This is a genomic window from Streptomyces xiaopingdaonensis (assembly GCF_000262345.1).
GTDB classification, from domain to species: domain Bacteria; phylum Actinomycetota; class Actinomycetes; order Streptomycetales; family Streptomycetaceae; genus Streptomyces; species Streptomyces xiaopingdaonensis.
On record NZ_AJTQ01000037.1, the window covers coordinates 41,740 to 65,651 of the forward strand.

Sequence of the window (23,912 nt, forward strand, 5' to 3'; positions counted from 1 at the left end):
CTCCCTGTCGCACCCTGCCCGTAGGCTTTCGGGGAGAGGCACGACACGGTGGGAGGAGCCAGTGAGCGAGTACCGTCCCGAGGGCGGGGACCCGGCCTGCTGGGCCGGTCTGGTCTGCCCGGAGTGCGGCGCCGTCCGCGACGCACCCGACGGGCCCTGCCCCCGCTGCTCCACCGCACCGGAGGTCGAACTCCGGTCTGCTGCCGGGCCGGTGGAGGAGACCGCGGACGGAGCCGCGCCTTCCCCTGCCGCGCCCCGCGCCCGCCGGCGGGATCGCGACCCGGCGACGGGCCGGGCACGGAACGCCCGCCCCCGTGACGGTCTTGGCCGTCCCCTGCCCTACGGCTCTCCCGGTGTGGCCCGCGCCCCCGAAGGCGTCGTCCGCGCCCCGGAGGAGACGCTCGTCGAGGCGCAGCGCCTCATCGACGCCGGCATGCCCTTCCATGCGCACGAAGTCCTCGAGGACGCCTGGAAGACGGGGCCCGAGAGCGAGCGCGGCCTGTGGCGGGCACTCGCCCAGTTCGCCGTCGGCCTCACCCACGCCGCCCGCGGCAACACCTCAGGCGCCGCCTCCCTCCTCCAGCGGGCCGCCGACGGCCTCGCCGCGTTCGGCACCCCGCCGCACGACATCGACACCGCCGCTCTCGTCGCCTGGGCGCGCCGGGCCGCGGACGACCCCGCCCGCGACCTCGCGTCGCCGCCCCGGCTGACGAGCAGGTGAGGCGGGCGGTGAGGTGACGAACGGGCGCGTCAGTCCGCCTTCGCGTCCACCACCATGAGCGCCGCGTACAGCGAGGCCCGGGACTCGGCCGACTCCAGCGAGACCCCCAGAATGCGCTCCACGGTGCGCAGCCTGCTGTAGAGCGTCGGCCTGCTCAGGCCGGTCCGCCGGGCGGTGAGCGTCTTCGAGCCCGAGCACTCCAGGTAGGTGCGGAGCAGCTCCAGGGTGCGGTGGCCGGTGCGTGCGTCGTGGTCGAGGAGCGTGCCGATCTCGGCCTCGGCGAACGCCTGGACGCGGTGGTCGCTGCGGAGCAGCGCCATCAGGCCGCGAAGGCGTACGTCGGCCGAGCGGTGCAGCCGTTTGCCGCTGCTGGGCAGGGAGAGCGCGACGTCGGCGACGTGCTCCGCCTCCCGGAGCCCGCGCGCCGCGGCCACCAGGTCGGCCGAGGCCGCTGCCGTCCCGGCGACCCACCGCGCCCTGCCGTACGCGCGCCCGGCCAACTGCTCCTCCACGCCCGTGCACACGCCCTCCAGCGCGGCCTCCACCGCGTCGGCCGTGGAGCAGGAGAGGACGAGCGCCACGGTGCCGGCCCGCCGCAGGGAGACGAGCGCGGTGTGCCCCCTGGCGGCGACGGCCTGGCGTACCGAGGCCAGCAGCCGTCGGTCCGCCTCGCCCTGGCCCAGCGCATCCGTGTCCGTCCGCACGGGCATCCGCGCCACCAGCGGGACGTAGTGCGCTCCGGGCGCGAGGCCGAGCGCACCGGCGCGGGCCGACGCCTCGGAGCCGTCGGTGACGCGTCCGCCCACGAGGTCGTCGAGCAGGCCACCGAGCGCCTGGAGGACGAGGGCGTCCTGCTCGCGCTGGAGCATGCGGTGGAGTTGGAGCGACTGGGCGGCGCGCTCCAGCACCATGCGCGCCCTCGCCGCTCCGCGTTCGGACGCCGCACCGGGTTCCGGCAGGACGAGGCGGCCCCAGCGCTCGTCGCCGAAGCCGACCGGGACCGTCGTCCACCGCTCTCCCGAAGTGCGCCCGTGGTCGAGCCGGGAGCGCTCGGGCCACTGGTCGAGGAGGCGTGCCGTGGAGAGCCCGGCCGAACAGGACGCGAGCACGCGGTGGTTGAGGTCCTCCAGGACGAGAGGGGCGCCGAGGAGCTGGGAGGCGCGGGCGACGATGTCCGCGGTCGAGGCGCGGGCGATGTTGAGCGAGGTGAAGGCTTCGTGCGCGGTGCGCGCGAACTCCAGCTCCTCGTAGCGGTCGGCGACGATGAGCCGGTGCACCTGCTGGGTGACCTCGACGAAACGGATCTCGTCCGCCAGTATGGCCACGGGCAGCTCCAAGGAGTCGGCCAATGGGCCGAGTTGTCCCGGCAGCTCCCGCAACCGCGTCCCCAGCTCGACGACGAGCCCCGCCACCCGCTGCTCCGCGAGCATCCGCAGGTAGCGGGCGGCCTCTTGCGGGCCGCCGGCGAGCGGCAACCCCGTCGTCAGGACGAGCTCGCCGCCCTCCAACAGGTCCGTCAGGTCGGCGGATTCGCTGATGTGCACCCACCGCACGCGCCGGTCGAGATGGGTAGAACCGCTGACGACACGGGGCGCCCCCGCGGCCACGACGGGCAGCCCCAGTACTTCGCGGACGGAAGGGATCACCGACGCAGTGTAAAGAACGCAGCGCCTCCTTTTACAGCCCGTCGCTCGGGGTTCTGGAAGCCTCGTCCGGGGCGGCCGCCGCCGCACCACCGACCCTCGTACGAACCAGGAGCATCCGTGACAGAGACAGGACAGCCTCGCCTCGCGCACTGGGCCGACAACGCGCCGTACACCGGCGCGGGCGACCGTACGGCGCCGGTGACCGATCCGGCCACCGGACAGGTCACGGGCCGGGTCCTGCTGGCCACTTCCCAGGACGCGCACGCGGTGATCCGGTCGGCCAAGGCCGCCTTCCCGGCCTGGCGCGACGCCTCCCTCGCCCGGCGGACCGCCGTCCTCTTCCGCTTCCGTGAGCTGCTGAACGAGCGGAAGCAGGAGCTCGCCGAGATCATCACCAGCGAACACGGCAAGGTGCTGTCGGACGCGCTGGGGGAGGTGACGCGGGGACAGGAGGTCGTGGAGTTCGCCTGCGGTATGCCGCACCTGCTCAAGGGCGGCTTCACCGAGAACGCCTCCACCGGCGTCGACGCCTTCTCGGTGCGCCAGCCGCTCGGCGTCGTCGGCGTCATCTCGCCGTTCAACTTCCCGGCGATGGTGCCGATGTGGTTCTTCCCGCTCGCCATCGCGGCCGGGAACACCGTGGTGCTCAAGCCCAGCGAGAAGGACCCCTCGTCCGCGCTGTGGCTCGCTCGGCTGTGGGCCGAGGCGGGCCTGCCCGACGGTGTCTTCAACGTACTGCAGGGCGACGCGACCGCGGTGGACGCGCTCCTCGACGACCCCTCGGTCAAGGCGGTCAGCTTCGTCGGCTCCACCCCCGTCGCCCAGCACGTCTACGCCCGCGGCACCGCGAACGGCAAGCGCGTCCAGGCGCTCGGCGGCGCGAAGAACCACGCGCTCGTCCTGCCCGACGCCGACCTCGACGTGGCGGCCGACGCGATGGTGAACGCCGGCTTCGGCTCGGCCGGCGAGCGGTGCATGGCGATATCCGCCGTGGTCGCGGTAGGAGGCGTCGGGGACGAACTCGTCGCAAAGATCGCGGAACGCGCGGCGGCCCTGCGCACCGGAGACGGCACCCGCGGCTGCGACATGGGGCCCCTGGTGACGGCGGCCCACCGCGACCGGGTCGCCTCCTACGTCGAGCAGGCGGAGATGGACGGCGCGGAGGTCGTCGTCGACGGCAGGACCGTGCGGCCCGACGGCGGGGACGGCGGCTTCTGGCTCGGCCCCACGCTCCTCGACGGCGTCGGCGTCGGCATGAGCTGCTACACGGACGAGATCTTCGGCCCCGTCCTCTCCGTGCTGCGGGTCGACACCTACGACGAGGCCCTGGAGCTGATCAACGCCAGCCCCTACGGCAACGGAACGGCGATCTTCACCAACGACGGCGGCGCGGCGCGGCGGTTCCGCAACGAGGTGGAGGTCGGCATGGTCGGCATCAACGTGCCCATCCCCGTGCCGATGGCCTACTACAGCTTCGGCGGTTGGAAGAGCTCCCTCTTCGGCGACACCCATGCGCACGGAGTGGAAGGGGTGTACTTCTTCACCCGCGCCAAGGCCGTCACGAGTCGCTGGCCCGACCCGAGCCACGGCGGCATCAACCTCGGCTTTCCGCAGAACGCCTGAACTCCCGTAAGGAGACGCCCATGACGATCGCCGACTCCGCCCGCGAGACCACCACTTCCGCGGCGCGCACCTACGCGCTCGACCGACGCCACGTCTTCCACTCCTGGTCGGCCCAGGCCGAGATCGCCCCCATGGTGATCACGCGGGCCGAGGGCTCGTACGTGTGGGACGGCGAGGGCAACCGGCTCCTCGACTTCTCCTCGCAGTTGGTCAACACCAACATCGGCCACCAGCACCCGGAGGTCGTGGAGGCCATCGCGGCGCAGGCACACCGACTCGCCACCGTCGCCCCGCAGCACGCCAACGACCAGCGCTCGGAGGCGGCGAGGCTCGTCGCCGAGCACGCTCCCGGCGACCTGGACCAGGTCTTCTTCACCAACGGAGGCGCCGACGCCAACGAGCACGCCGTACGCATGGCCCGCCTCGTCACGGGGCGGCCGAAGGTGCTCAGCCGGTACCACTCCTACCACGGCGGCACCGAGCAGGCGATCAACCTCACCGGCGACCCGCGGCGTTGGGCCAACGACGACGGCCGTGCCGGCACCGTGCACTTCCTCGGCCCGTACCTCTACCGCAGCGCCTTCCGGGCCACGACGGAAGAGGAGGAGTGCGCGGCGGCCCTCGCCCACCTCGAACAGGTCATCGAGTTGGAGGGCCCGCAGACGATCGCCGCCGTGCTGCTGGAGGCCATCCCCGGCACGGCCGGCATCATGGTGCCGCCTCCCGGCTACCTGAGCGGCGTCCGCGAACTCTGCGACCGGCACGGGATCATGCTCATCGTCGACGAGGTGATGACCGGGTTCGGGCGCACCGGAGCGTGGTTCCACAGCGCGACCGAGGGCGTCGTCCCGGACCTGCTCACCTTCGCCAAGGGCGTCAACTCGGGCTACGTCCCGCTGGGCGGCGTCGTCCTCGGGCCGCGCACTGGCGAGTACTTCGCCCACCGCCCCTACCCCGGTGGCCTGACGTACTCGGGCCACCCGCTCGCCTGCGCGTCGGCGGTCGCGGCGATGACCGTGATGGAGAGGGACGGCATCGTCGACCACGCGCGCCGAATCGGCGAGGACGTGCTCGGGCCGGGCCTCGCACGTCTCGCCGAACGGCATCCGAGCGTCGGGGAGGTCCGCGGCCTCGGCGTATTCTGGGCGATGGAGCTGGTGCGGGACCGCGGGACGCGGGAGCAGGTGGCGCCGACCGGCGGAAGCAGCCCGCTCATGGCGGAGGCGGTGGCGACGGCCAAGTCGCTCGGCCTGCTGCCGTTCGCCAACTCCCACCGCCTCCACGCCGTCCCACCGTGCACGGTCAGCGAGACGGAGGCGCGCGAGGGTCTGGAAATCCTCGACGGCGTGCTCGACCGGGTGGACCGGACGGTGGCGGGCGTCTAGGCGCTCCGGGGTTGCCGCCGACCCCGGGTTCGGCAGCAACCCCCGCCGCCGCGGCCGGAGTTCGCGCCGCGGCGGATCACGTTCCCGAGATCGCGTCGGCGACGTGTGCCAGCGGGGAGGTGCTGCTGCGCCCCGCCGACTCCTGGCGGTCGGCGGCACGGTAGGCGGCGTACATTCCGCGGACCCCGAGCCACCTGGCCGGTTCCGGCTCCCAGCGGCGGGAGGTGTGCTCGGTCCAGGGCAGCCGCGTGCGTTCGGTCTCCTCGCCGAGGACGAGGTCGGTGAGGGTCCGCGCGGCGAGGTGCGAGGCGGTGACGCCCTGGCCCGTGTAACCGCCGGCCCAGCCGAGTCCGTCGGACCGCTCCAGGTGGACGGAGGGGCACCAGTCGCGTGGCACCGCGAGAACGCCGGACCACGCGTGCGCGAGGGCGCTGCCGGCGGCCGAGGGGAAGAGCCTGGCGAGGGTCGCGCCGAGAGAGGCGACGGTGGCGGGGCTGGTGGCGCCGCGCGTTTCGACTCGTGAGCCGAAGCGGTACGGGACGCCCCTGCCGCCCAGCGCGATACGGCCGTCGGCGGTGCGCTGGCCGTAGAGGTAGGCGTGCGTCTGGTCGCTGAAGAGCTCGTGCCCCGCCCAACCGAGGTTCTCCCACACCGCGTGCGGCAGCGGCTCGGTGACGATCATGGACGAGTTCATCGCCAGCCACGTGCGGCGCTCGCCCGGCAGCCCGGCGGTGTAGCCCTCGGTGCACCGCAGTACGTACCGCGCGTGTACGTCTCCGAAGGGGGTGGAGGCGGTGCGCGGTGCGATCCGGGTGACGGGGGTCGACTCGTGGAGCCGCACGCCGAGCCGGGTGACGGCGGCGGCGAGCCCTGTGACCAGCTTCGCCGGGTGGACGCGGGCGCAGTGCGGGTTGAACGCGGCGGCGAGCCCGCCGGCGACGTTGATCCGCTCGGCCAACTCGTCCGCGGTGAGCAGCACTTCGTCCTCGTGGCCCCAGTGCCTGTCGTGCTCGACCGAGGCGCGCAGGCGCTCCAGTTGTGCGGGCGCGTGCGCCACCCGCAGGTAGCCGCTCCTGACCGCGTCCGCCTCGATGCCCTCGTGCTCCATGGCCGCGAGGACCTCGTCGACCTCCGCGTTCATGAGCGCCTGGAAGCGCAGCACGGCCGATCTGCCGCGCTCCTTCGCGAAGCGGGCAGGGGACCCGGGGATCTTGCCCGAGAGCCAGCCGCCGTTGCGTCCCGAGGCGCCGAAGCCGGCGAACTCGCGCTCCAGGACGACGACGTCCCAGTCGGGCCTCGCCTTCTTGAGGTGGTACGCCGTCCACAGGCCCGTGTAACCGGCGCCCACCACGCAGACGTCGGCGCTGGTGGGACCCTGCAAAGGGGGACGGCGCGGGGGGAAGCCGGTCTGTGCGAACCAGAAGGAGACGTTGCCGTTTTCCTGTGCGTGACGGGGCGGTGCGGGATCGGACATGGAAGGGCTCCGGGGTGTGGTGAGCGTGGGTCAGAGCGCGTGCGTACCGCTCGCGGCCGGCTGCTCAGGTGCGGCTGCCGGTCCTTCGGCGCCCCCGCGCGGAAGCGCGAAGCACGCGCCCGCCATGAGCGCGGCGATGACGGCGGTGAGCAGGGCGACCGAAGTGGTCGAGCCCGTCCGGTCGAGCAGGTACGTCGAGATGCTGGGGGTGATGCCGCCGATGGAGCCGGCGACTCCGTAGCACAGGGAGGCGCCTGTGTAGCGGACCTCGGGGCTGAAGAGCAGCGCGACCTCCGCAGCGAGGACGCCGTAGGCGGCGCCGACGAACGCCATGCTGACGGCGACGCCCGCGTACAGCAGCAGACTCCGCTCCGTGCCGACGAGGGCGAACGCGGGGAACGCCCACACCAGGAGGCCGACGGCCGAGACGGCGGCCACCCTCCGGGCGCCGAAGCGCGGCGCCAGAAGCGCACCGACGAGGACGAACAGCCCCTCGCTGACGGCGGCGACCAGGTTGGTGGGCAGAGTGAGCGACGTGCTCATGCCCAGGGTCTCGGTGGCGTAGACAAGCGTGAAGGTGGTCAGCAGGTAGTAGGTGACGAAGACGCCGGAGAAGGCGCCGACACCGACGAGGACGCGCCGCCAGTCCTGCCGCAGCACGGCGGCCACCGGCAGGGAGGCGGGCGCCTGCACGTTCTTCGCGGCGAAGTCGGGGGACTCGTGGATCTTCTGGCGGATCACCAGCCCGACGGGGATCAGCAGCACCGACGCGAGGAAGGGGATACGCCAGCCCCAGCTCTGCAGCCAGCCGTCGGACCCGGTGGTGACCACGAGGAAGACGAGCGTCGCGAGCAACAGGCCGAGCGGCGAACCGAGTTGGGCGAAGGCGCCGAAGAGCGTCCTGCGCCGCGGCGCCGCGTGCTCGATGCCGATGAGCGCGGCGCCGCCCCACTCCCCGCCGACGGCCATGCCCTGCACGATGCGCAGCAGCAGGAGCAGCACGGGCGCGGTGGCACCGACCATGGCGTACGAGGGGAGGAGGCCGACGGCCACGGTGGCGCCTCCCATCAGCAGCAGAGTGACGACGAGGGTGCGCTTGCGCCCGATGCGGTCGCCGAAGTGGCCGAAGACGATCGCGCCGAAGGGCCTGGCGAGGAACCCGGCGGCGAAGGTCGCCAGCGAGAGCAGCGTGCCGATGAGCGGCGACAGTTCGGGGAAGAAGACGCGGTTGAACACGAGCGCCGACGCGGTGCCGTAGATGAAGAAGTCGTACCACTCGATGGTGGTGCCGATGATCTGGGCCGAGGCCAGCCGTGAGGTGGAGGGGGCGGCCGCGTGGCCGCTTCCGTTGCGCATGGACGTGCTCCTGGGAACGAGGCGGTACGGGGGAGGGGCGCGGGTCCGTCCCGCAGTGCTCAGGTGGCGATGCCGTCGTGCCGGTCGCGTTCCGCGCTCCGGGCGCCGCGCTCCGCAGGAGAGCCGTGGCCTCCGCCGCCGCCGGTGACGACGCTGATGCGGTCCCCCGCGCGCAGCTTCTCGTGGAAGACGACCGGCAGTTGCTCGACGCCGCCGTCGGCCCTGGTGACGGTGAAGGCGCCGGTGCCGCCTGCCTCCCCGCCGTCCGCTCCGGGCGCCCCGCTGCGGTGGCGGTCGGCGTAGCCGGCGATGTCGACGCCGTCGGCCACCGCCTCGTAGGTGCGGCGGATGCCGGTGCCCCCGCGGTGCCTGCCGGCGCCGCCCGAGTCCTCGTGGAGGGCGTACTCGACGACGCGGAAGTGCGAGTACTCCGACTCCAGTGCCTCCACGGGGGAGTTGGCGCAGTTGGAGACGGGGTTGTCGAGCGCGTCGGCTCCGTCGTGCGCCGCGCAGGCGCCCCAGCCGCCGCCGAGGATCTCCAGCACCACCTGGTAGGTGCCCGTGGCGCGTTCGAGATGGCTGACGGTGAACGCCGTCGTCGTGTCGAAGCCCGTGGCGGCCGCACGCTCGGGTACCTGCGGACCGAGCGCCTCGATGACGGCGTTGAAGACCCGGCTGGCCGGGGTGAGCCGGCTGCGGACGGCGGCCGGCGGGCGCGGGTTGAGGATGCTCCCGAGCGGGGCGTGGACGGTGATCGGACGGTTGCAGCCCTCGTTGAAGGGGATGTCCGGCTCGTCGAGCAGGCAGCGCACGGCGCTGATCGCGGACGAAACGGTGGAGGCGAAGGGGCAGTTGACGTTGCCCTCGATCTGCCCGTCGGTTCCGGTGAAGTCGATGTGCAGCTCATCGCCGGAGACGGTGATCCGGGCGCGGACCTCGGCCGTCGTGCCGCCCCACGGTGCGGCGTCGAGGCTCTGCACCGACTCGTACACGCCGTCGGGAACCCGGCCGAGAGCGGAGCGGGTCCGGCGCTCGGCGTAGTCCTTGAGCTCCTCCATCGCCGCCAGGCAGTCGGCGGTGGTGAAGCGCTCGGCGGCCTCGGCGAGCCGGGTGGCGGCCGTCCGGTTCGCCGCGAACTGGGCGTTGAGGTCGCCGATCACCAACTCGGGCACCCGGACGTTGGCGCGCACCATCTCCTCCGCGAAACCGCCGCGCCCCCAGTCCCGCGAGACGGAGAAGCGGCTCAGCGGAAGCCGCAGGCCTTCCTGGTAGATCTCGGTGGCGGTGGCGTTGAGCCCTGGGCTGCCGCCCCCGATGTCGACGTGGTGGGCCACGCTCGCCGCGAAGGCCGCCAGCCTGCCGTCGAGGAAGACCGGCGTGAACAGGTAGATGTCCTGGAGGTGTTGGCCGCCGCTGAACGGGTCGTTCATCAGCAGCGCGTCGTCCTCGGTGAGCGTGGCCGGGTCGACCGCCTCGGTGAGCCCGCGCAGCGCGAAGGAGATCCCCGCCGTCATGATGGGGATGCACTCCGCCTGGTCGATGACCTCGCCGCGCGCGTCCGTGAGCGCCACCGAGTAGTCGCGGGCCTCCCGGACGATGGAGGAGAAGGCAGCACGGCGCAGGTCGGTCGCCATCTCGCGGGTGAGGGACGAGTAGGCGGCCTGGATCAGTCCCAGGCGGGACGGGTCGAGTGCCATGGGTCAGCTCCTGGTGAGGACGAGGTTGGTCGCGGGGTCGACCGAGGCCGACCAGCCGCTGGGGACGAACGTCGTGGAGGACTCGTCCGTCAGCACCGCGGGCCCGGCGAGGCTCGCGCCGGGCGCGAGCGTCTCCCGCGGCAGGGCCACGGCCTCGGTGGGCGAGCCGCCCTCCAGAACGGTGCAGGTCTCCGCCGCACCCTCGCCGCCGGCTGCGACCGAGGGCAGCGCCACCGGGGGCCGCGGCGTGCTGACACTCAGCCGCAACGTGACCACCTGCACCGGCGCGCCCGGCTCTGCGTGCCCGAAGCGCTTCGCGTGCAGTGCGTGGAAGTCGACGACCAGCCGCTCGAGGAGCCCCGGGCCGCTCTCCGGGAGCGGTACGGACAGCTCGAAGCCCTGACCCGCATACCGCATGTCGACGCTCCAGGTGTCCCGCGTCGCCGTCGAGTCGACCCCCTGCTCGGCGAGTTCGGCGTGCGCCTCGCCGGTGACCGCGGACATGACGGCGCCCAGGTGCGCGTCGTCGAGCCCTTCGGCCGGAGCCAGCACCGTACGCGCGAACTCGCGCCGGAAGCCCGCGACGAGCAGCCCGTAGGCGGACGCCAACCCCGGGTACGGCGCCACGAGGACGCGGCGCATGCCCAGTTCGTCGGCGACGCCGGCTGCGTGCACCGGCCCGGCTCCGCCGTAGGCGAGGAGCGTCAACCCCCGCGGGTCGTGGCCGCGTTCGACCGAGGCCACCCGGATGGCGCCGGCCATGGCGACGTTGGCGAGCTGGTACGCCGACCACGCTGCCTCCCCGACGCCGACGCCGAGGTCGTCAGCGGGGCCGGCGAAGGCCGCCGCCGCGGCGTCGAGGTCGAGCGGGAAGCGGCCGGCGAGCCGGGGCCGCGGACCGAGCAGCCCGAGGACGGCGTCGGCGTCCGTGACGGTGGCGGCCGTGCCGCCGCGCCCGTAGCAGGCGGGCCCCGGACTCGCGCCCGCGCTCCGCGGACCGACCGTCAGCAGGCCCCCGCTGTCCACCCCGACGATGCTTCCGCCGCCGGCGCCCACGGTGGTGATGTCCACCATGGGGACGCGGATCGGCAGGCCGTCCACCGTCACCTCCGGGGTGAGCTGCGGAGCGCCGTCCTCGATGAGCGCGACGTCCGTGCTGGTCCCGCCCATGTCCATGGTGACGATGTCGCGGAGTCCGGCCGACGCGGCCACGGCGACGGCACCGCTGACCCCCGCCGCGGGCCCGGACAGCAGCATCGTCACGGGCCGGCCGGTGACGACGGGCACCGGTACCGCGCCGCCGTTGGACTGCATCACCTGCAAATCCGTGATCCCGCACCGGGCGCCCTCGGCCGCGATCCGCGAGAGGTACCCGGCGACGGCAGGCCGTACGAAGGCGTCGACGGCGGTGGTGCTGGCCCGCTCGTACTCGCGGAACTCGCGGGCCACGGCGCACGAGAGGGAGACCGGGAGCGCGGAATCGACCGCGGCGACGAGCTCGGCCACGCGCCGCTCGTGGGCCGGGTTGCCGTAGGAGTGCAACAGGCACACGGCGATGGCTTCCGCGCCCTCGGCGAGGAGTTCCTTGACGGCGCTCAGGACGCTCGCCTCGTCCAACTCCCGCGCCACCTCCCCGTCGGACGTGATCCGCTCGTCGACCTCCCGGACGAGGTGGCGGGGGACGAGCGGCGCGGGTTTCACGTAGCGCAGGTCGTACATCCGGTCGCGGTCCTGGCGCTGCAGTGCGAGCAGGTCGCGGAAGCCACGGGTGACCAGCAGCCCGAGCCGCGGACCGCGCCGCTCGAGGAGCGCGTTGGTCGCGACGGTGCTGCCGTGCAACAGCGCCGCGTCCTCCCGCAGTTCGGGCGGCAGGCTCTCCAGCGCCTCGATCACCGCGTGCGCGGGGTCCTGCGGCGTCGAGAAGACCTTCGTCGTCGCCCGCAACGCCCCGTCTTCGTCGAGGACGACGACGTCGGTGAAGGTGCCGCCGCATTCGACACCGATGCGCATGAGACCCCTTTCGCTGACTCTGTGTGAGAGCTCGGAAGCAATTCCGGGCTTGAAACGGGACGTTCCCATGGCCGACGATGCGCCGAAATACGTCGTTCCCCCCATGGACAGAGCAGGTCGGCGCAGCCCGGCGGGTGTCGGAGCCACGTGGACGAGGGAGGCGCTGACATGGGCAACGGCACGCCGAGGCCGACGCGGCGGGAAACGGGGAGTGCCCGGGGCAGCCGCCCCGGCGTGGCCAGGCTGGACCCGGGCGGCACCTACGAGCGGCTGGACGTGAACGGCTGCGACCTCGTCCTCTGCGACCGCGTCCGGCGCTGGGCAGCCCTGATGCCCGCCACCGGGCGCGCCTCGGTGTCCTTCGTGTGGATCGGCGACGAAGGGGAGTGGGCCCACGTCGACCTGGCGGTGCCGCCCCCGGTGGACGGCGAGGACGCCTCGGTCACCGTCGCCGTCCGCACCGGCGGACCGCCGTACGGGCTGACGGCACGCGAGTTGGACGTGCTCACCCTCCTCGCCGGCGGCCTGACCAACACCGCGGTCGCGCACTACCTCGGGACGAGCCCGCGCACCGTGGGCAAGCAGGTCGAGGCGCTCCTCGACAAGCTCGGCCAGCCGAGCCGCAGCGCCGCTGCCGCCTTCGCCGTGGACAGCGGGCTGTTGCGGCTGCCCGTGCCTGCCGGGTGCGCGGAGCTCTCCGCACTGACCGTCGGGATGCTCGACGCGCTCGACCGCGGCCAGGAGCGGCTGCCGCGCTTCGCCGGTGCGCCCCGCACCATCCGCTCCTACGCGCTCAAGCCCCTCACCGTCGGCCTGATGGCGCCCCTGCTCGGCGACTACGGCACCGACGGCCTGGAGCTGCGCCGCGGCGCCGAACTCGCCGTGGCCGAGCTGAACACGCTCGGCGGCCTCTCCGGGCGGCGCCTCCGACTGGAGACCTTCGCGCTGGACAACCAGGACGCGGACTCGATCGACGCGGCCTTCGACGCCGCCGGCGACGGCGACCTCGCGGCCCTGGTCGGCGCCTACCTGCTCGTCGACGAGCGGCCCAGCTACGAGCGCACGGCCGAGTACGGGATTCCGTACCTCAACGTGGGCAGCAGCGACCTCCAGGCGGCCTGGGTCGACTCGGAACCCTCCCGCTTCGGCAATGTCTTCCAGGCGGGCCCCCGTCGCAGCAACTACCTGCGCGGATTCCTCCACTTCGCCGACGAGGCCGCCGCTGCGAGGGTTTGGCGCCCGGAGAAGCGCACCGTCGGGATCGTCGAGCCCGCGCTCACCGACAGCGAGATCCTCCCGGGCGGCGGTGCCGAGCTCGTCGAGGCGGCGGGCTGGCACGTCGAGTTCCGACTCCGGACCGAGGCGCCGTACGACGACTGGTCCCAGGTCCTCGCGCTGCTGCGGCGCACCTCGCCCGGGGCGCTGCTGCTCGGAAACCATCCACCGGCCGAAATGGCCGCGTTCCAGCGCGCGTTCGCGGCCGACCCTGCGCCCACGCTGATCTACAACGTCTACACCCCGTCCAACCCCGTCTACCTCGCGGACGCGGGCCCGGCTGCCGAGGGCGTGGTGTGGGCGAGCGTCACCGGACGGTACGGCGACGCGAAGGGCGCGGCCTTCGCCCGGGCGTACACGCGCCTGCACGGCAGCGCGCCGGGCCACGGCCTCGCGGGCGCCGGCTACGACCAGTTGCACATCCTCGCGCGCGCCTGGAGCACGGCCCAGCACCCGGGCCGACCCGACGAGACCGTCACGGCGCTCCGCCACCTCGTGCACCGCGGCGTCAACGGCGCCTACTTCCTCGGCGCCCAGGGCCAGACCAACGCCGCCTACCCCGACGAGAACCCGGACCCCTCCCTCGCCCAGGCACCGCTGGTCTACCAGGTCCAGGGCGGTGTCAGCCGCCCTGTCCACCCGGCGCCCTACGCGCGGGCGGCGTTCCGGTTGCCGCCCTGGTTGCGGGAGGCATGACCCGCGGGTGCGGGACGGCGCACCGACGGTGCGACGTCGGCCGGAGCTGACCCCTCTCGATCGCCTCCGACAACTCCGTTGCGGGCCTGTCCGGTAAAAGGGCAGGGGCGCGCCTGTGCGGCAACTCCCACTGGACGGCGCCGTGTTGCCGCCTCATATGGGAACACCAAGCGCCCCGTGCTCACTAGGCCCGGCAAATCTGTGCGGGCGAGATCATCGTATCGAGTGAATGCCTTCCGCTTCTCTGGGCTCGGTGGGGGCGGCGGCCGTTACTGTTCCCTCGGATCTGGACGGGTTCCCGGATCTTTACCGCTCTATTTCCTCTTTTCCAGTGGTTCGCGCGTGCGCCGACCACCGGCCCTGCGAAGGAGAATGCGCTCGATGACTGTTGACAGCAGCCCGGAAGCACAGGCGGAGACGCCTCCGCAGTCCAGCCTGAGCACGTCGGCTGCTCGCAATCTCGCCACGACGACCAAGTCCGCGCCGCAGATGCAGGAGATCACCTCCCGCTGGCTGCTGCGGACGCTTCCCTGGGTGGAGACCAAGGGCGGGACCTACCGCGTGAACCGCCGGCTGAGCTACACCGTCGGCGACGGGCGCGTGGAGTTCGTGCAGGACGGCGCCGACGTACGCGTGATCCCGCGGGAGCTCGGCGAACTCGCCCTGCTGCGCGGCTTCGAGGACGAGGAGGTGCTGAAGGCCCTCGCCGAGCGGTGCGTCCAGCGCGACTTCCGTGCGGGCGAGACGCTCGCCGAGCGCGGGACCCGCGCCGAGCACCTCCACCTCGTCGCGCACGGCCGTATCAGCCGGACCTCCCTCGGCAAGTACGGGGACGAGGTCGCCGTCTCCGTCCTCGCGGACGGCGACCGATTCGGCGAGCAGGCCCTCCTCGACCCGGAGACCCGCTGGGACCACACCGCGACAGCCGAGACCTCCGGCACCCTGCTCACCCTCTCCCGGGCCGACTTCGCCGCCGTGCTCGACTCGGCGCCCGAACTCCAGGCGCACGTCGAGCGGTTCAACACGATCCCGCGCCAGCGGCAGAACCGGCACGGCGAGGCCGAGATCGCGATGTCGGCAGGCCACACGGGCGAGCCCGAACTCCCCAGCACCTTCGTCGACTACGAGCTCAACCCTCGCGAGTACGAGCTCTCCGTGGAGCAGACGATCCTCCGCGTCCACACCAGGGTCGCCGACCTCTACAACGGCCCGATGAACCAGACGGAGGAACAGCTCCGGCTCACCATCGAGGCGCTGCGCGAGCGCCAGGAGCACGAGCTCATCAACAACCGCGAGTTCGGCCTGCTCCACAACGCCGACTTCAAGCAGCGCATCCAGACCCACTCGGGCCCGCCCACCCCGGACGACCTCGACGAGCTGCTCTCCCGCCGGCGCGGCTCCCAGTTCTTCCTCGCCCACCCCAAGGCGATCGCGGCGATCGGGCGCGAGTTCAACGCCCGCGGGCTCTACCCGAACCACGTCGACCTCGGCGGGCAGCAGGTCCCGGCCTGGCGCGGGGTGCCGATCCTGCCCTGCAACAAGATCCCCGTCACCGAGCAGAACACGAGCTCGGTCCTCGTCATGCGCACCGGCGAGGACAACCAGGGTGTCGTCGGTCTCCACCAGACGGGACTGCCGGAGGAGTACGAGCCGGGTCTGTCCGTGCGCTTCATGGGCATCGACGACAAGGCCGTCATGTCCTACCTCGTCACCGTCTACTACTCCGCCGCCGTCCTCGTGCCGGACGCGCTCGGTGTTCTGGAGAACGTCCAGATCGCCCGCAGGTCCTAGCAGCCCACGCCGACCCCGGGCCGGCCGAGCGCGCCCGGGTCCGGGGCAGCCACCCACCCACGATGGAGACAGGGATGCCCGACCCTGAGCTTTCCCCCGCGCAGTCGAGCCTGCCCGCGGCTGCCTCCCACCTCGGCGCCGACGCCCGTGCCGCGGCCGCCGAGCGGCGACCTCCCGCACCGTCGCCCGCTGACCAGGGCGCCGAAGCGGGGGCGACCGGCGGCCGGTTGGCGCGCATCCTGCGCGGCCCCAGCGGCCTGGGCACGTCGAGCCTGCACCTCGCGCAGCGCGAGGAGCCCCCGGCGCCGCCGGAGCCGCCCGCCCCGGCGGAAGGCACGCCGGTTCCCGGCCTCTACCACCACCCGGTGCCGGAACCCGACCCCGTGCGGGTGGAGGAGGTGAGCCGCAGGATCAAGTCCTGGGCGGTGGAAGAGGTCGACCTCTACCCGGACGACTGGGAGGAGGAGTTCGACGGCTTCTCCGTGGGGCGCTACATGGTCGCCTGCCACCCCGACGCCCCCGACGTCGACCATCTGATGCTCGCCACGCGCCTCATGGTCGCGGAGAACGCCGTCGACGACTGCTACTGCGAGGACCACGGCGGCTCTCCCGTCGGGCTCGGCGGACGTCTTCTGCTGGCGCACACCGCGCTCGACCCCCTCCACACCACGAAGGAGTACCAGCAGCAGTGGACGGAGTCGCTCTCCTGCGACGCCCCCCGACGTGCCTACCGCTCGGCGATGGAGTACTTCCTCGTGACGGCGGCACCCTCCCAGGCCGACCGCTACCGGCACGACATGGCCCGACTCCACATGGGGTACCTCGCCGAGGCCGCCTGGGCGCAGACGGACCACGTGCCGGAGGTCTGGGAGTACCTGGCGATGCGCCAGTTCAACAACTTCCGCCCCTGCCCGACCATCACCGACACCGTGGGCGGCTACGAGCTCCCGGCCGACCTGCACGCCCTCCCCGCCATGCAGCGGGTCATCGCCCTCGCGGGGAACGCGACCACCCTCGTCAACGACCTGTACTCGTACACCAAGGAACTCGCGGCCCCCGGCACGCACTTGAACCTGCCCGTCGTGATCGCCGCGCGTGAGGGTGTCTCCGCACGGGAGGGCTACCTGAAGGCGATCGAAATCCACAACGACCTCATGCACGGCTTCGAGGCCGAGGCGGCCGCGCTCGCCGCGGCCTGCCCCGTCCCGAGCGTGCAGCGTTTCCTCCGCGGCGTCGCCGCGTGGGTCGACGGCAACCACTACTGGCACCGGACCAACACCTACCGCTACAGCCTGCCCGACTTCTGGTAAGACGAATGGATTCATCTGTGACCGGCACCGACCTCACCTCCGCCAGCAGCTCCGTTTTCATCCCCTCTCCCGCCACCCCCTACCAGGGCGACATCGCCCGCTACTGGGACAGCGAGGCGAGGCCGGTGAACCTGCGGCTCGGCGACGTCGACGGCCTCTACCACCACCACTACGGCATCGGCGAGGTCGACCACGCGGCGCTCGGCGACGCGGAGGACAGCGAGCACGAGAAGAAGCTGATCGCCGAGCTCCACCGTCTGGAGTCGGCCCAGGCCGAACTCCTCCTCGACCACCTGGGTTCCGTCGGGCGGGACGACACGCTCGTCGACGCCGGCTGCGGTCGCGGCGGCTCGATGGTCATGGCACACCAGCGGTTCGGATGCGACGTCGAGGGCGTGACGCTCTCGGCGAAGCAGGCCGACTTCGCCAACCGGCGCGCCCGCGAGCTCGGCATCGAGGACTCCGTCCGCGCCCGCGTCTGCAACATGCTCCAGATGCCGTTCGAGGCGGGAGAGGCCGCGGCGTCGTGGAACAACGAGTCGACGATGTACGTCGACCTCGACGACCTCTTCGCCGAGCACGCCCGCGTGCTCAGGGTCGGCGGTCGGTACACCACCGTCACCGGCTGCTGGAACCCGCGCTACGGCCAGCCCTCCAAGTGGGTCTCCCAGATCAACGCGCACTTCGAGTGCAACATCCACTCCCGCCGCGAGTACCTGCGCGCCATGGCCGACAACCGCCTCGTGCCGCAGGCCGTCGTCGACCTCACGCCGGCGACGGTGCCGTACTGGGAGCTGCGGGCGACCTCCTCGCTCGTCACCGGCATCGAGGAGGCGTTCCTCAACTCCTACAAAGACGGCTCCTTCCAGTACGTCCTGATCGCGGCCGACCGCGTCTGAGGCGTCACCGGGTGGAGCGCCCCGCGGGGCCCTCCACTCGCCGGCCCGCAGCGTCAACTGCGCGCTGTACGGCGGAAACCGGCCCTGCTGCGGCCTCGCCCCCGGAAGCCCGGTGGCGGTCGCGGCAGGGCTCCTCCATGAGCAGCAGCCCCCGAACCCGCTGAACGCCCCCGAACGCCGCCTGCGCCACGGGAATCGGCCGCTCAGCGCAGCCGATCGGCGAGCTCCGCTGCGGCCTCGGTGACGGTGCGGCCGAGCTGCGCCGCGTCGGGAAGCTCGAAGACGGAGACGCCGACGCTCGTCGTGGATCTGCCGCGGCGGGTCGGCACGGCCGCGGAGACGCCGATGACGGCGGGGATGACCTCGCCGTCGGTGACGGCGTACCCCTGCCGGCGGGCCTCGGCGACCTCGGGCCGCTCCCCGTCGAGGGGAGGCGCCGAGGCGAGCAGCGCGAGCCCGGCCGACCCCGCGTCGACGGGATGGGTCTGGCCGGGGCGGAAGGAGACGTGCACCTTCGCCTCGCGCGGCTCGACCACGAGAAGCGCGCGCACCTCCGACTCGTCCTCGCGCACCACGAGGTGGGTGGTGGCGCGGGTGGCGTCCGCGAGGTGCTCCAGCACGGGGCGGGCGAGCGCGCGCAGGTCCCGTTCCACCGGTTCGGCGAGGCTCACCAGGCCGGTGGCGGGCAGGATGCGCTTGAACTCGTCGCGCCGGCAGAGGTGATGGGCCTCCAGCGTGCGCACGAGGCGGTGCGCGACCGTGCGGTGGAGACCCACGCCTTCGGCTATCTCCGTCGTCGACAGCCCTTTCGGGTTCTCCGAGAGCAACTCCAGGACGAGCAGCCCGTGGTGGAGCGTCTTGGACATCCACGGCTCCCACGCGACCGTGCTCCCCGCCCGTTCCTCCCCAACCGAGGCCATGGCCCTCCCTTGACGGTTCCGAGGCGCTTACTTAAGCTCGCCGAAATTCGCACGGCGGGTGCGATTATCGCACGCCGCCCGGGGCGGTACAACGTCACTTCAAGGACCCCTATGGCACAGAGCGTTGGAGCGGAACCCGCGGGTGCCCGTTTCGCCGAGATCCACCAGCTGTACGCGCTCCAGAGTCACTTGATCGACTCGGGGCGCGCCGCCGAGTGGGCGGCCACCTTCACCGACGACGGCGCCTTCCACTCGCCCAGCTATCCGGAACCCTCGGTCGGCACCGGGCAACTCACCGCGTTCGCCGAGCAGTTCGCCGCCGACGCGCGGAGCGCGGGCGAGGTGCGCCGCCACGTGCTGACCAACCTCGTCGTCCACTCCGAGGAGACCGCGGACGGCGCCCTCGCCGTCGAGGCGTACCTCCAGATCGTCGCCACGCCGCGCGGGGGCGATCCGCGCCTCGTGCGGTTCACGACCGTCTCGGACCGCCTGGTGCGCGAGGGGGACGCCTGGCGCATCGCACACCGCACCGTCCGCCGCGACGACGCCTGAACCGCCTCGCCGTCGGCTGCGACGGCACGAGCAAGGAGCCGCAATGAGCACACTCAGCAACGACGAGCAGCAGGGCCCCGGACGCGTGATCGACCGGGCGGTCGCCGCCCACTACCCCGAACTCCCCGGCAAGGTCGCCGTGATCACCGGCGCCGCCCGCGGGATGGGCGCCGCCTACACCGAGGGGCTCGTCGCCCGCGGGGTCGACGTCGTCGGCGGGGACCTCGACCCCGACGCCATGAAGGCGACGGCCGACGCCGTGAACGCGGGCACCCGCACCGTCCCCGCCGACGGCGTCCGCGGACGGGTGCGCCCCGTCGCGCTCGACGTCGGGGACGCCGACGGGCACGAGGAGTTGGCGCAGACCGCGCTCGCCGAGTTCGGCCGGCTGGACTTCTGGGTGAACAACGCAGGCGTCTTCCCCTACGGGCTCGCCGAGGAGATCACCCCCGAGCAGATCGACTCGACGCTCCGGGTCAACGTGCAGGGCGTGCTCCACGGGGCGCAGGCCGCGGCGCGGCACATGGAGCCCGGGGGTGCGATCGTCAACATGTCCTCCGTCTCGGCGGTACGGGTCCGCAGGGGACGCGGCGCGTACTGCGCCTCCAAGGCGGCCGTCGCGCACCTGACGGAGTCCCTCGCCGTGGAGTTGGGGGACAAGGGGCTGCGCGTCAACGCCATCGCCCCCGGCTACATCGACACCGAGATGACCCGGTGGGTGCGCGAGGACCCGGCGGCGCTGAAGCACGCCTTGGACTCGGTGCCGCTGCACCGGCTCGGTGCGCCGGAGGAGGTCTTCGGCGCCCTGCTGTTCCTGCTCTCCGACAGCGCGCGGTACGTGACGGGGCACAGCCTCGCCGTCGACGGGGGCTCCCGCCATGTCTGAGTTCAGGGAGCCGGTGCGCTACCCGGAGGTCGTCCTCGTCACCGGGGCCGCCGGCGGGATGGGTGCCGCGCACGCGCGGGCCCTCGCGTACCGCGGCAGCCACGTCTGCCTCGCCGACACGGCGGACGCGGGCCCCGTCGCCGAGGAGATCGCCGCCGCCGGCGGTACCGCGTCCGTGCACGCGCTCGACGTCACCGACTCCGCGCAGTGGCGGCGGCTGGTGGCGCAGGTGCGCGCGGAGCGGGGGCGGCTGGACGGGCTCGTCAACAACGCGGGGATCTCCCGCCGGTTGGGGTTCCTGGAGACCTCGGAGGAGGTCTGGGACCAGGTGCTGCGCGTCAACCTCGACGGGGCCTTCCACGGCATGCAGGCCGCCGCCCCGCTGATGCGGGAGAGCGGGGGCGGCGCCGTCGTCAACATCTCTTCGATCTCCGGTCAGATCGGGTACTTCTCGCCGTCCTACTCCGCCAGCAAGTGGGGGCTCACGGGGCTCTCGAAGTCGGCCGCCGGCGAGTTGGCCGCCTGGAACATCCGCGTCAACTCCGTCCACCCCGGGCTCGTCGCCACCGGACTGCTCGACGGCGCCGACGCGTTCGTCGACTCGGCGGTGCGCAGCATCCCCGCGGGGCGGACGGCGCGACCCGAGGAGGTCACCGACATCGTGCTGCACCTGCTCTCCGACCGCTCCTCCTACGTGACGGGCGCCGAGATCACCGTCGACGGCGGGCTCGTCTCCAACGGGCTCTACCACCGCATACTCGCCGACGCCGAGGAGATCGCCCGATGACCGACGCACACGACGAGTGGGACGTCGTCGTCGTGGGCGGCGGCGGCGCGGGCCTCGCCGCGGCCGCCTCCGCTGCCGAGGAGGGCGCGCGAGTGCTGCTCTTCGAGTCCGAGCGCGAACTCGGCGGCTCGACGCGGCTGTCGGCCGGCTTGTTCACCGCGGGCGGTACCGCGGTGCAGCGCGCGCTCGGCGTCGAGGACACCGTCGAGCGGTTCTTCCAGCACTACATGGATCTCAACCACTGGCAGTTGAAGCCCGGACTGGTCCGCGCGTTCTGCGCACACGCGGGGCCGGCGCTGGAGTGGCTCGTCTCGCTCGGCCTCGACGTGCCCGCCGCGGTCTCGACCGACGCCCACACGCCCGGCCTCTGCCAGGCGGGCGTGGAGGACGTCTGGCGCGGCCACGTGCCGCGCGACCAGGGGTACGGGCTCGTCGAGGTGCTGGAGCGGGCGTGCCGCAGGCACAAGGTGGAGACGGTCCTCAACACCCGGGTCGAGGCGCTGCTGTACGAGGACGGACGGGTCCGCGGCGTGGTCGCCGACGGCATCGAGGTCCGCGCACCCGCGGTCGCCGTGACGACCGGCGGCTTCGCGCAGGACCCGGCGCTCGTCGAGCGGTACTACCCGCGGGCGCACCGGGCAGGGGAGTCGCTCTTCGTCGTGGCGGCCCCCGGCAGCCGCGGCGACCATCTCCGGTTCGCCTCGCAGGTGGACGGGTCCGTCACGGGCGAGGGCTGGGGCCTGATGCTGCCGACGGCGTACTTCCAGCGCTACCACCACTGGCAGTCGGGCTTCCCGCCCGCCTCCCGCGTCCATGTCAACGCGGCAGGGCGCCGGTTCATGGACGAGGACGCCTCGTACGCCGTCTCCTCCGGGATCATCGAGGCCCAACCGGGGCCCGTCTGGGCCGTCTTCGACGAGCGCGCCCGTCGCGGCCTCCCCGTCGGGTACGCGGACTGGACCCCCGAGGGCGTCGCGGCGGAGGCGGCGGCCGGACGCACGCCGCGCGCCGAGTCGCTCGACGCGCTCGCCGTCTCGATGCACGTGCCGGCGGAGGCGCTGCGCGCGACCGTCGCCCGCTGGAACGCCGAGCTGCCGCACGGCAGGGACTCGGAGTTCCTCCGCCACCGCACGCTCGCCAACAAGGGCGGCCCCACCGAGCCGGACCCGATCGGCGAACCGCCGTACTACGCCGTCCGCCTGCTGCCGGCCGAACTCGTCTGCACACACGCGGGGTTGGAGATCGACGGCGACGCCGCGGCGCTGGACCGCGGAGGCGCTCCCGTGCCGGGGCTCTTCGCCGCGGGCGAGGCGGGTGCCGGCGTCCTCGGCGAGCGGTACATCGGCGGCGGCAACGCCGTCGCCAACGCCGTGACGATGGGCCGGCTCGCCGGCCGCAACGCCGCCCGCGCGGCGACCCACTGAACCGCAGACGCGGGACGAGCGCGTCCCGCCGCAGGAAACCCCTGCCTCCCCAAGGAGTTGTCATGGGAGCTCCCCTCAACGTCGAGGAAAGCGAGCTGGGAAAGCGGACCGTCAAGAAGGTCTCCTGGCGCATCCTCCCGATCGTCGGCCTGCTCTACGTCTTCAACTACATGGACAGGTCGAACATCAGCTACGCCCAGTTGGGCATGGCGCACGAACTCGGCATCACGGCGGCGACGTTCGGCACCGCCGCTGCCGTCTTCTTCCTCGCGTACGTCGTCTTCGAAGTCCCGAGCAACATGCTGATGAAGAAGGTGGGTGCGCGGCTGTGGCTGGCGCGGATCGCCGTCAGCTGGGGCATCGTCACGGTGATCACGGGCTTCGTCGCCAACGTCACCCAGCTCTACGCCGCGCGGCTGGTGCTCGGCGTCGCCGAGGCCGGCCTCTTCCCCGGGCTGCTCCTCTACCTGACGCTCTGGTTCCGGGCCGAGGAGCGCGGCCGGGCGATTGCGGCGATGGCCCTCGCACAACCGGTGGCGATGGTGCTCGGCAGCCTGACCGGCGGGTGGATTCTCGACCACGTCGACTGGTTCGGGATGAGCGGCTGGCGCTGGGTCTTCATGCTCCAGGGCGCGCCGGCCATCCTCATCGGCATCGTCACCCTCCTCTACCTGCCCAACAGCCCCTCGAAGGCCAGGTTCCTCAGCTCCGAGGAGAGCGCCTGGCTGGAGCGGGAGATCAGCAGCGAGTACCAGCCGGAGGAGAAGGAGACCTTCCTCGGGCAACTGCGCGCCCTGAAGAACCGCACCGTGCTGCACCTGGCGGTGGCGAACCTCTTCGCCGCCTGCGGCCTGTACGGGTTCACGTTCTTCCTGCCGCAGATCGTCCAGCAGATGGACCCGTCCTACTCCGCCACCAACATCGGCCTGCTGGGGGCGATACCGTTCGCCGTCGGGGCACTCGGCATGGTGCTGGTCGCTCGGAACTCGGACCGCAGCGGGGAGCGGCGGAACCATGTCGTCGGGCTGATGGTGCTGGCGGCGGCCGGCCTCGCGGGCACCATCGCCTTCCGGCACACGCCCGTGGCGGCGCTCGTCTGCCTCTCGCTCGTCGCGGTGGGCGTGCTCGGGTACATGGCGCCGTACTGGGCGATGGCGGCGCGGCTGCTGCCGCGCGAGCACACCGCCGTCGGGCTCGCCGGCATCAACTCCGTCGCGGCGCTGGGCGGTTTCCTCGGCCCGTACGTCATCGGGGCCAACGCCACGGCGGACAACGTCACGGTGGGGCTGTACTTCCCGATCGGCTGCCTCGTCGTCTGCGCCCTGATGCTGCTCTTCCTCCGGGTGCCGCGCGAAGGGCGTACGCGCGAGACGGAAGCGGCCTCCCAGCCCGTCGCGGCCGACTCCGCCTGAGCAGGCGGGCCGGCGTCCGCCCTCCCTCGGCGGGGCGGACGCCGGCCG

18 protein-coding genes are annotated in these 23,912 nt (G+C 72.8%); 12 read left to right on the top strand and 6 right to left on the bottom strand.

What is annotated here, in order from left to right; genetic code table 11:
• The first annotated feature begins 61 nt into the window (after positions 1-61).
• Positions 62-721: a DUF309 domain-containing protein gene (locus UWG_RS0102400; protein ID WP_016905609.1), complete on the top strand. Its 660-nt coding sequence runs from the start codon at positions 62-64 to the stop codon at positions 719-721.
• A gap of 29 nt (positions 722-750) precedes the next feature.
• Here the strand turns inward: UWG_RS0102400 and UWG_RS0102405 are convergent, their stop codons facing one another.
• Positions 751-2,367, bottom strand: coding sequence for a PucR family transcriptional regulator (locus UWG_RS0102405; RefSeq protein WP_016905610.1), 1,617 nt, complete (start codon positions 2,365-2,367; stop codon positions 751-753).
• 117 nt (positions 2,368-2,484) lie between these two features.
• Between UWG_RS0102405 and UWG_RS0102410 the strand changes: the two genes are divergently transcribed.
• The gene (locus UWG_RS0102410; protein ID WP_016905611.1) at positions 2,485-3,990 is read left to right on the top strand and encodes a CoA-acylating methylmalonate-semialdehyde dehydrogenase; all 1,506 of its coding nucleotides are present in this window, start codon (positions 2,485-2,487) and stop codon (positions 3,988-3,990) included.
• 20 nt (positions 3,991-4,010) lie between these two features.
• A complete protein-coding gene (locus UWG_RS0102415) occupies positions 4,011-5,375 on the top strand; it encodes an aspartate aminotransferase family protein (protein ID WP_016905612.1) in 1,365 nt (454 codons plus the stop codon).
• 76 nt (positions 5,376-5,451) lie between these two features.
• Here UWG_RS0102415 and UWG_RS0102420 read toward each other — a convergent pair whose 3' ends face one another.
• From UWG_RS0102420 to UWG_RS0102435, 4 genes are read right to left on the bottom strand one after another with little or no spacing between them, the layout of a single operon-like run.
• Positions 5,452-6,849 (bottom strand): NAD(P)/FAD-dependent oxidoreductase, encoded by a 1,398-nt coding sequence (locus UWG_RS0102420; RefSeq protein ID WP_016905613.1) that lies wholly within the window; start codon positions 6,847-6,849, stop codon positions 5,452-5,454.
• Between the two features lie 30 nt (positions 6,850-6,879).
• The gene (locus tag UWG_RS0102425; protein WP_016905614.1) at positions 6,880-8,205 is read right to left on the bottom strand and encodes an MFS transporter; all 1,326 of its coding nucleotides are present in this window, start codon (positions 8,203-8,205) and stop codon (positions 6,880-6,882) included.
• Between the two features lie 59 nt (positions 8,206-8,264).
• Positions 8,265-9,902, bottom strand: coding sequence for a hydantoinase B/oxoprolinase family protein (locus UWG_RS29345; RefSeq protein ID WP_016905615.1), 1,638 nt, complete (start codon positions 9,900-9,902; stop codon positions 8,265-8,267).
• 3 nt (positions 9,903-9,905) lie between these two features.
• Positions 9,906-11,912, bottom strand: a complete 2,007-nt coding sequence (locus UWG_RS0102435) for a hydantoinase/oxoprolinase family protein (RefSeq protein WP_016905616.1) — start codon at positions 11,910-11,912, stop codon at positions 9,906-9,908.
• A 234-nt stretch (positions 11,913-12,146) separates the two neighbouring features.
• Between UWG_RS0102435 and UWG_RS0102440 the strand changes: the two genes are divergently transcribed.
• The 4 genes from UWG_RS0102440 (at position 12,147) to UWG_RS0102455 (ending at position 17,883) form a co-directional block, all read left to right on the top strand.
• Positions 12,147-13,883, top strand: coding sequence for an ABC transporter substrate-binding protein (locus tag UWG_RS0102440; RefSeq protein ID WP_016905617.1), 1,737 nt, complete (start codon positions 12,147-12,149; stop codon positions 13,881-13,883).
• A gap of 381 nt (positions 13,884-14,264) precedes the next feature.
• Positions 14,265-15,674, top strand: a complete 1,410-nt coding sequence (locus UWG_RS0102445; protein WP_029391098.1) for a family 2B encapsulin nanocompartment shell protein — start codon at positions 14,265-14,267, stop codon at positions 15,672-15,674.
• Between the two features lie 74 nt (positions 15,675-15,748).
• A complete protein-coding gene (locus tag UWG_RS0102450; protein WP_016905619.1) occupies positions 15,749-16,984 on the top strand; it encodes a family 2 encapsulin nanocompartment cargo protein terpene cyclase in 1,236 nt (411 codons plus the stop codon).
• A 5-nt stretch (positions 16,985-16,989) separates the two neighbouring features.
• Complete coding sequence (locus tag UWG_RS0102455; protein ID WP_086022482.1) at positions 16,990-17,883, top strand: geranyl diphosphate 2-C-methyltransferase; 894 nt, start codon at positions 16,990-16,992, stop codon at positions 17,881-17,883.
• A gap of 203 nt (positions 17,884-18,086) precedes the next feature.
• Here UWG_RS0102455 and UWG_RS0102460 read toward each other — a convergent pair whose 3' ends face one another.
• Complete coding sequence (locus UWG_RS0102460) at positions 18,087-18,749, bottom strand: IclR family transcriptional regulator (protein ID WP_016905621.1); 663 nt, start codon at positions 18,747-18,749, stop codon at positions 18,087-18,089.
• A gap of 165 nt (positions 18,750-18,914) precedes the next feature.
• Here UWG_RS0102460 and UWG_RS0102465 point away from each other — a divergent pair, with 165 nt between their 5' ends.
• From UWG_RS0102465 to UWG_RS0102485, 5 genes are all read left to right on the top strand, one after another.
• Positions 18,915-19,355: a nuclear transport factor 2 family protein gene (locus UWG_RS0102465; protein WP_016905622.1), complete on the top strand. Its 441-nt coding sequence runs from the start codon at positions 18,915-18,917 to the stop codon at positions 19,353-19,355.
• A gap of 43 nt (positions 19,356-19,398) precedes the next feature.
• Entirely contained in the window at positions 19,399-20,241 is an 843-nt protein-coding gene (locus tag UWG_RS0102470; RefSeq protein WP_016905623.1) for an SDR family NAD(P)-dependent oxidoreductase, read from the top strand.
• Positions 20,234-21,028 (top strand): SDR family NAD(P)-dependent oxidoreductase, encoded by a 795-nt coding sequence (locus UWG_RS0102475; protein WP_029391099.1) that lies wholly within the window; start codon positions 20,234-20,236, stop codon positions 21,026-21,028. The genes UWG_RS0102470 and UWG_RS0102475 overlap by 8 nt, the downstream gene beginning before the upstream one ends.
• Complete coding sequence (locus UWG_RS0102480) at positions 21,025-22,452, top strand: FAD-dependent oxidoreductase (RefSeq protein ID WP_016905625.1); 1,428 nt, start codon at positions 21,025-21,027, stop codon at positions 22,450-22,452. Before UWG_RS0102475 ends, UWG_RS0102480 begins: the two co-directional genes overlap by 4 nt.
• A gap of 62 nt (positions 22,453-22,514) precedes the next feature.
• Positions 22,515-23,864 (top strand): MFS transporter, encoded by a 1,350-nt coding sequence (locus UWG_RS0102485; RefSeq protein WP_016905626.1) that lies wholly within the window; start codon positions 22,515-22,517, stop codon positions 23,862-23,864.
• Positions 23,865-23,912 lie beyond the last annotated feature (48 nt).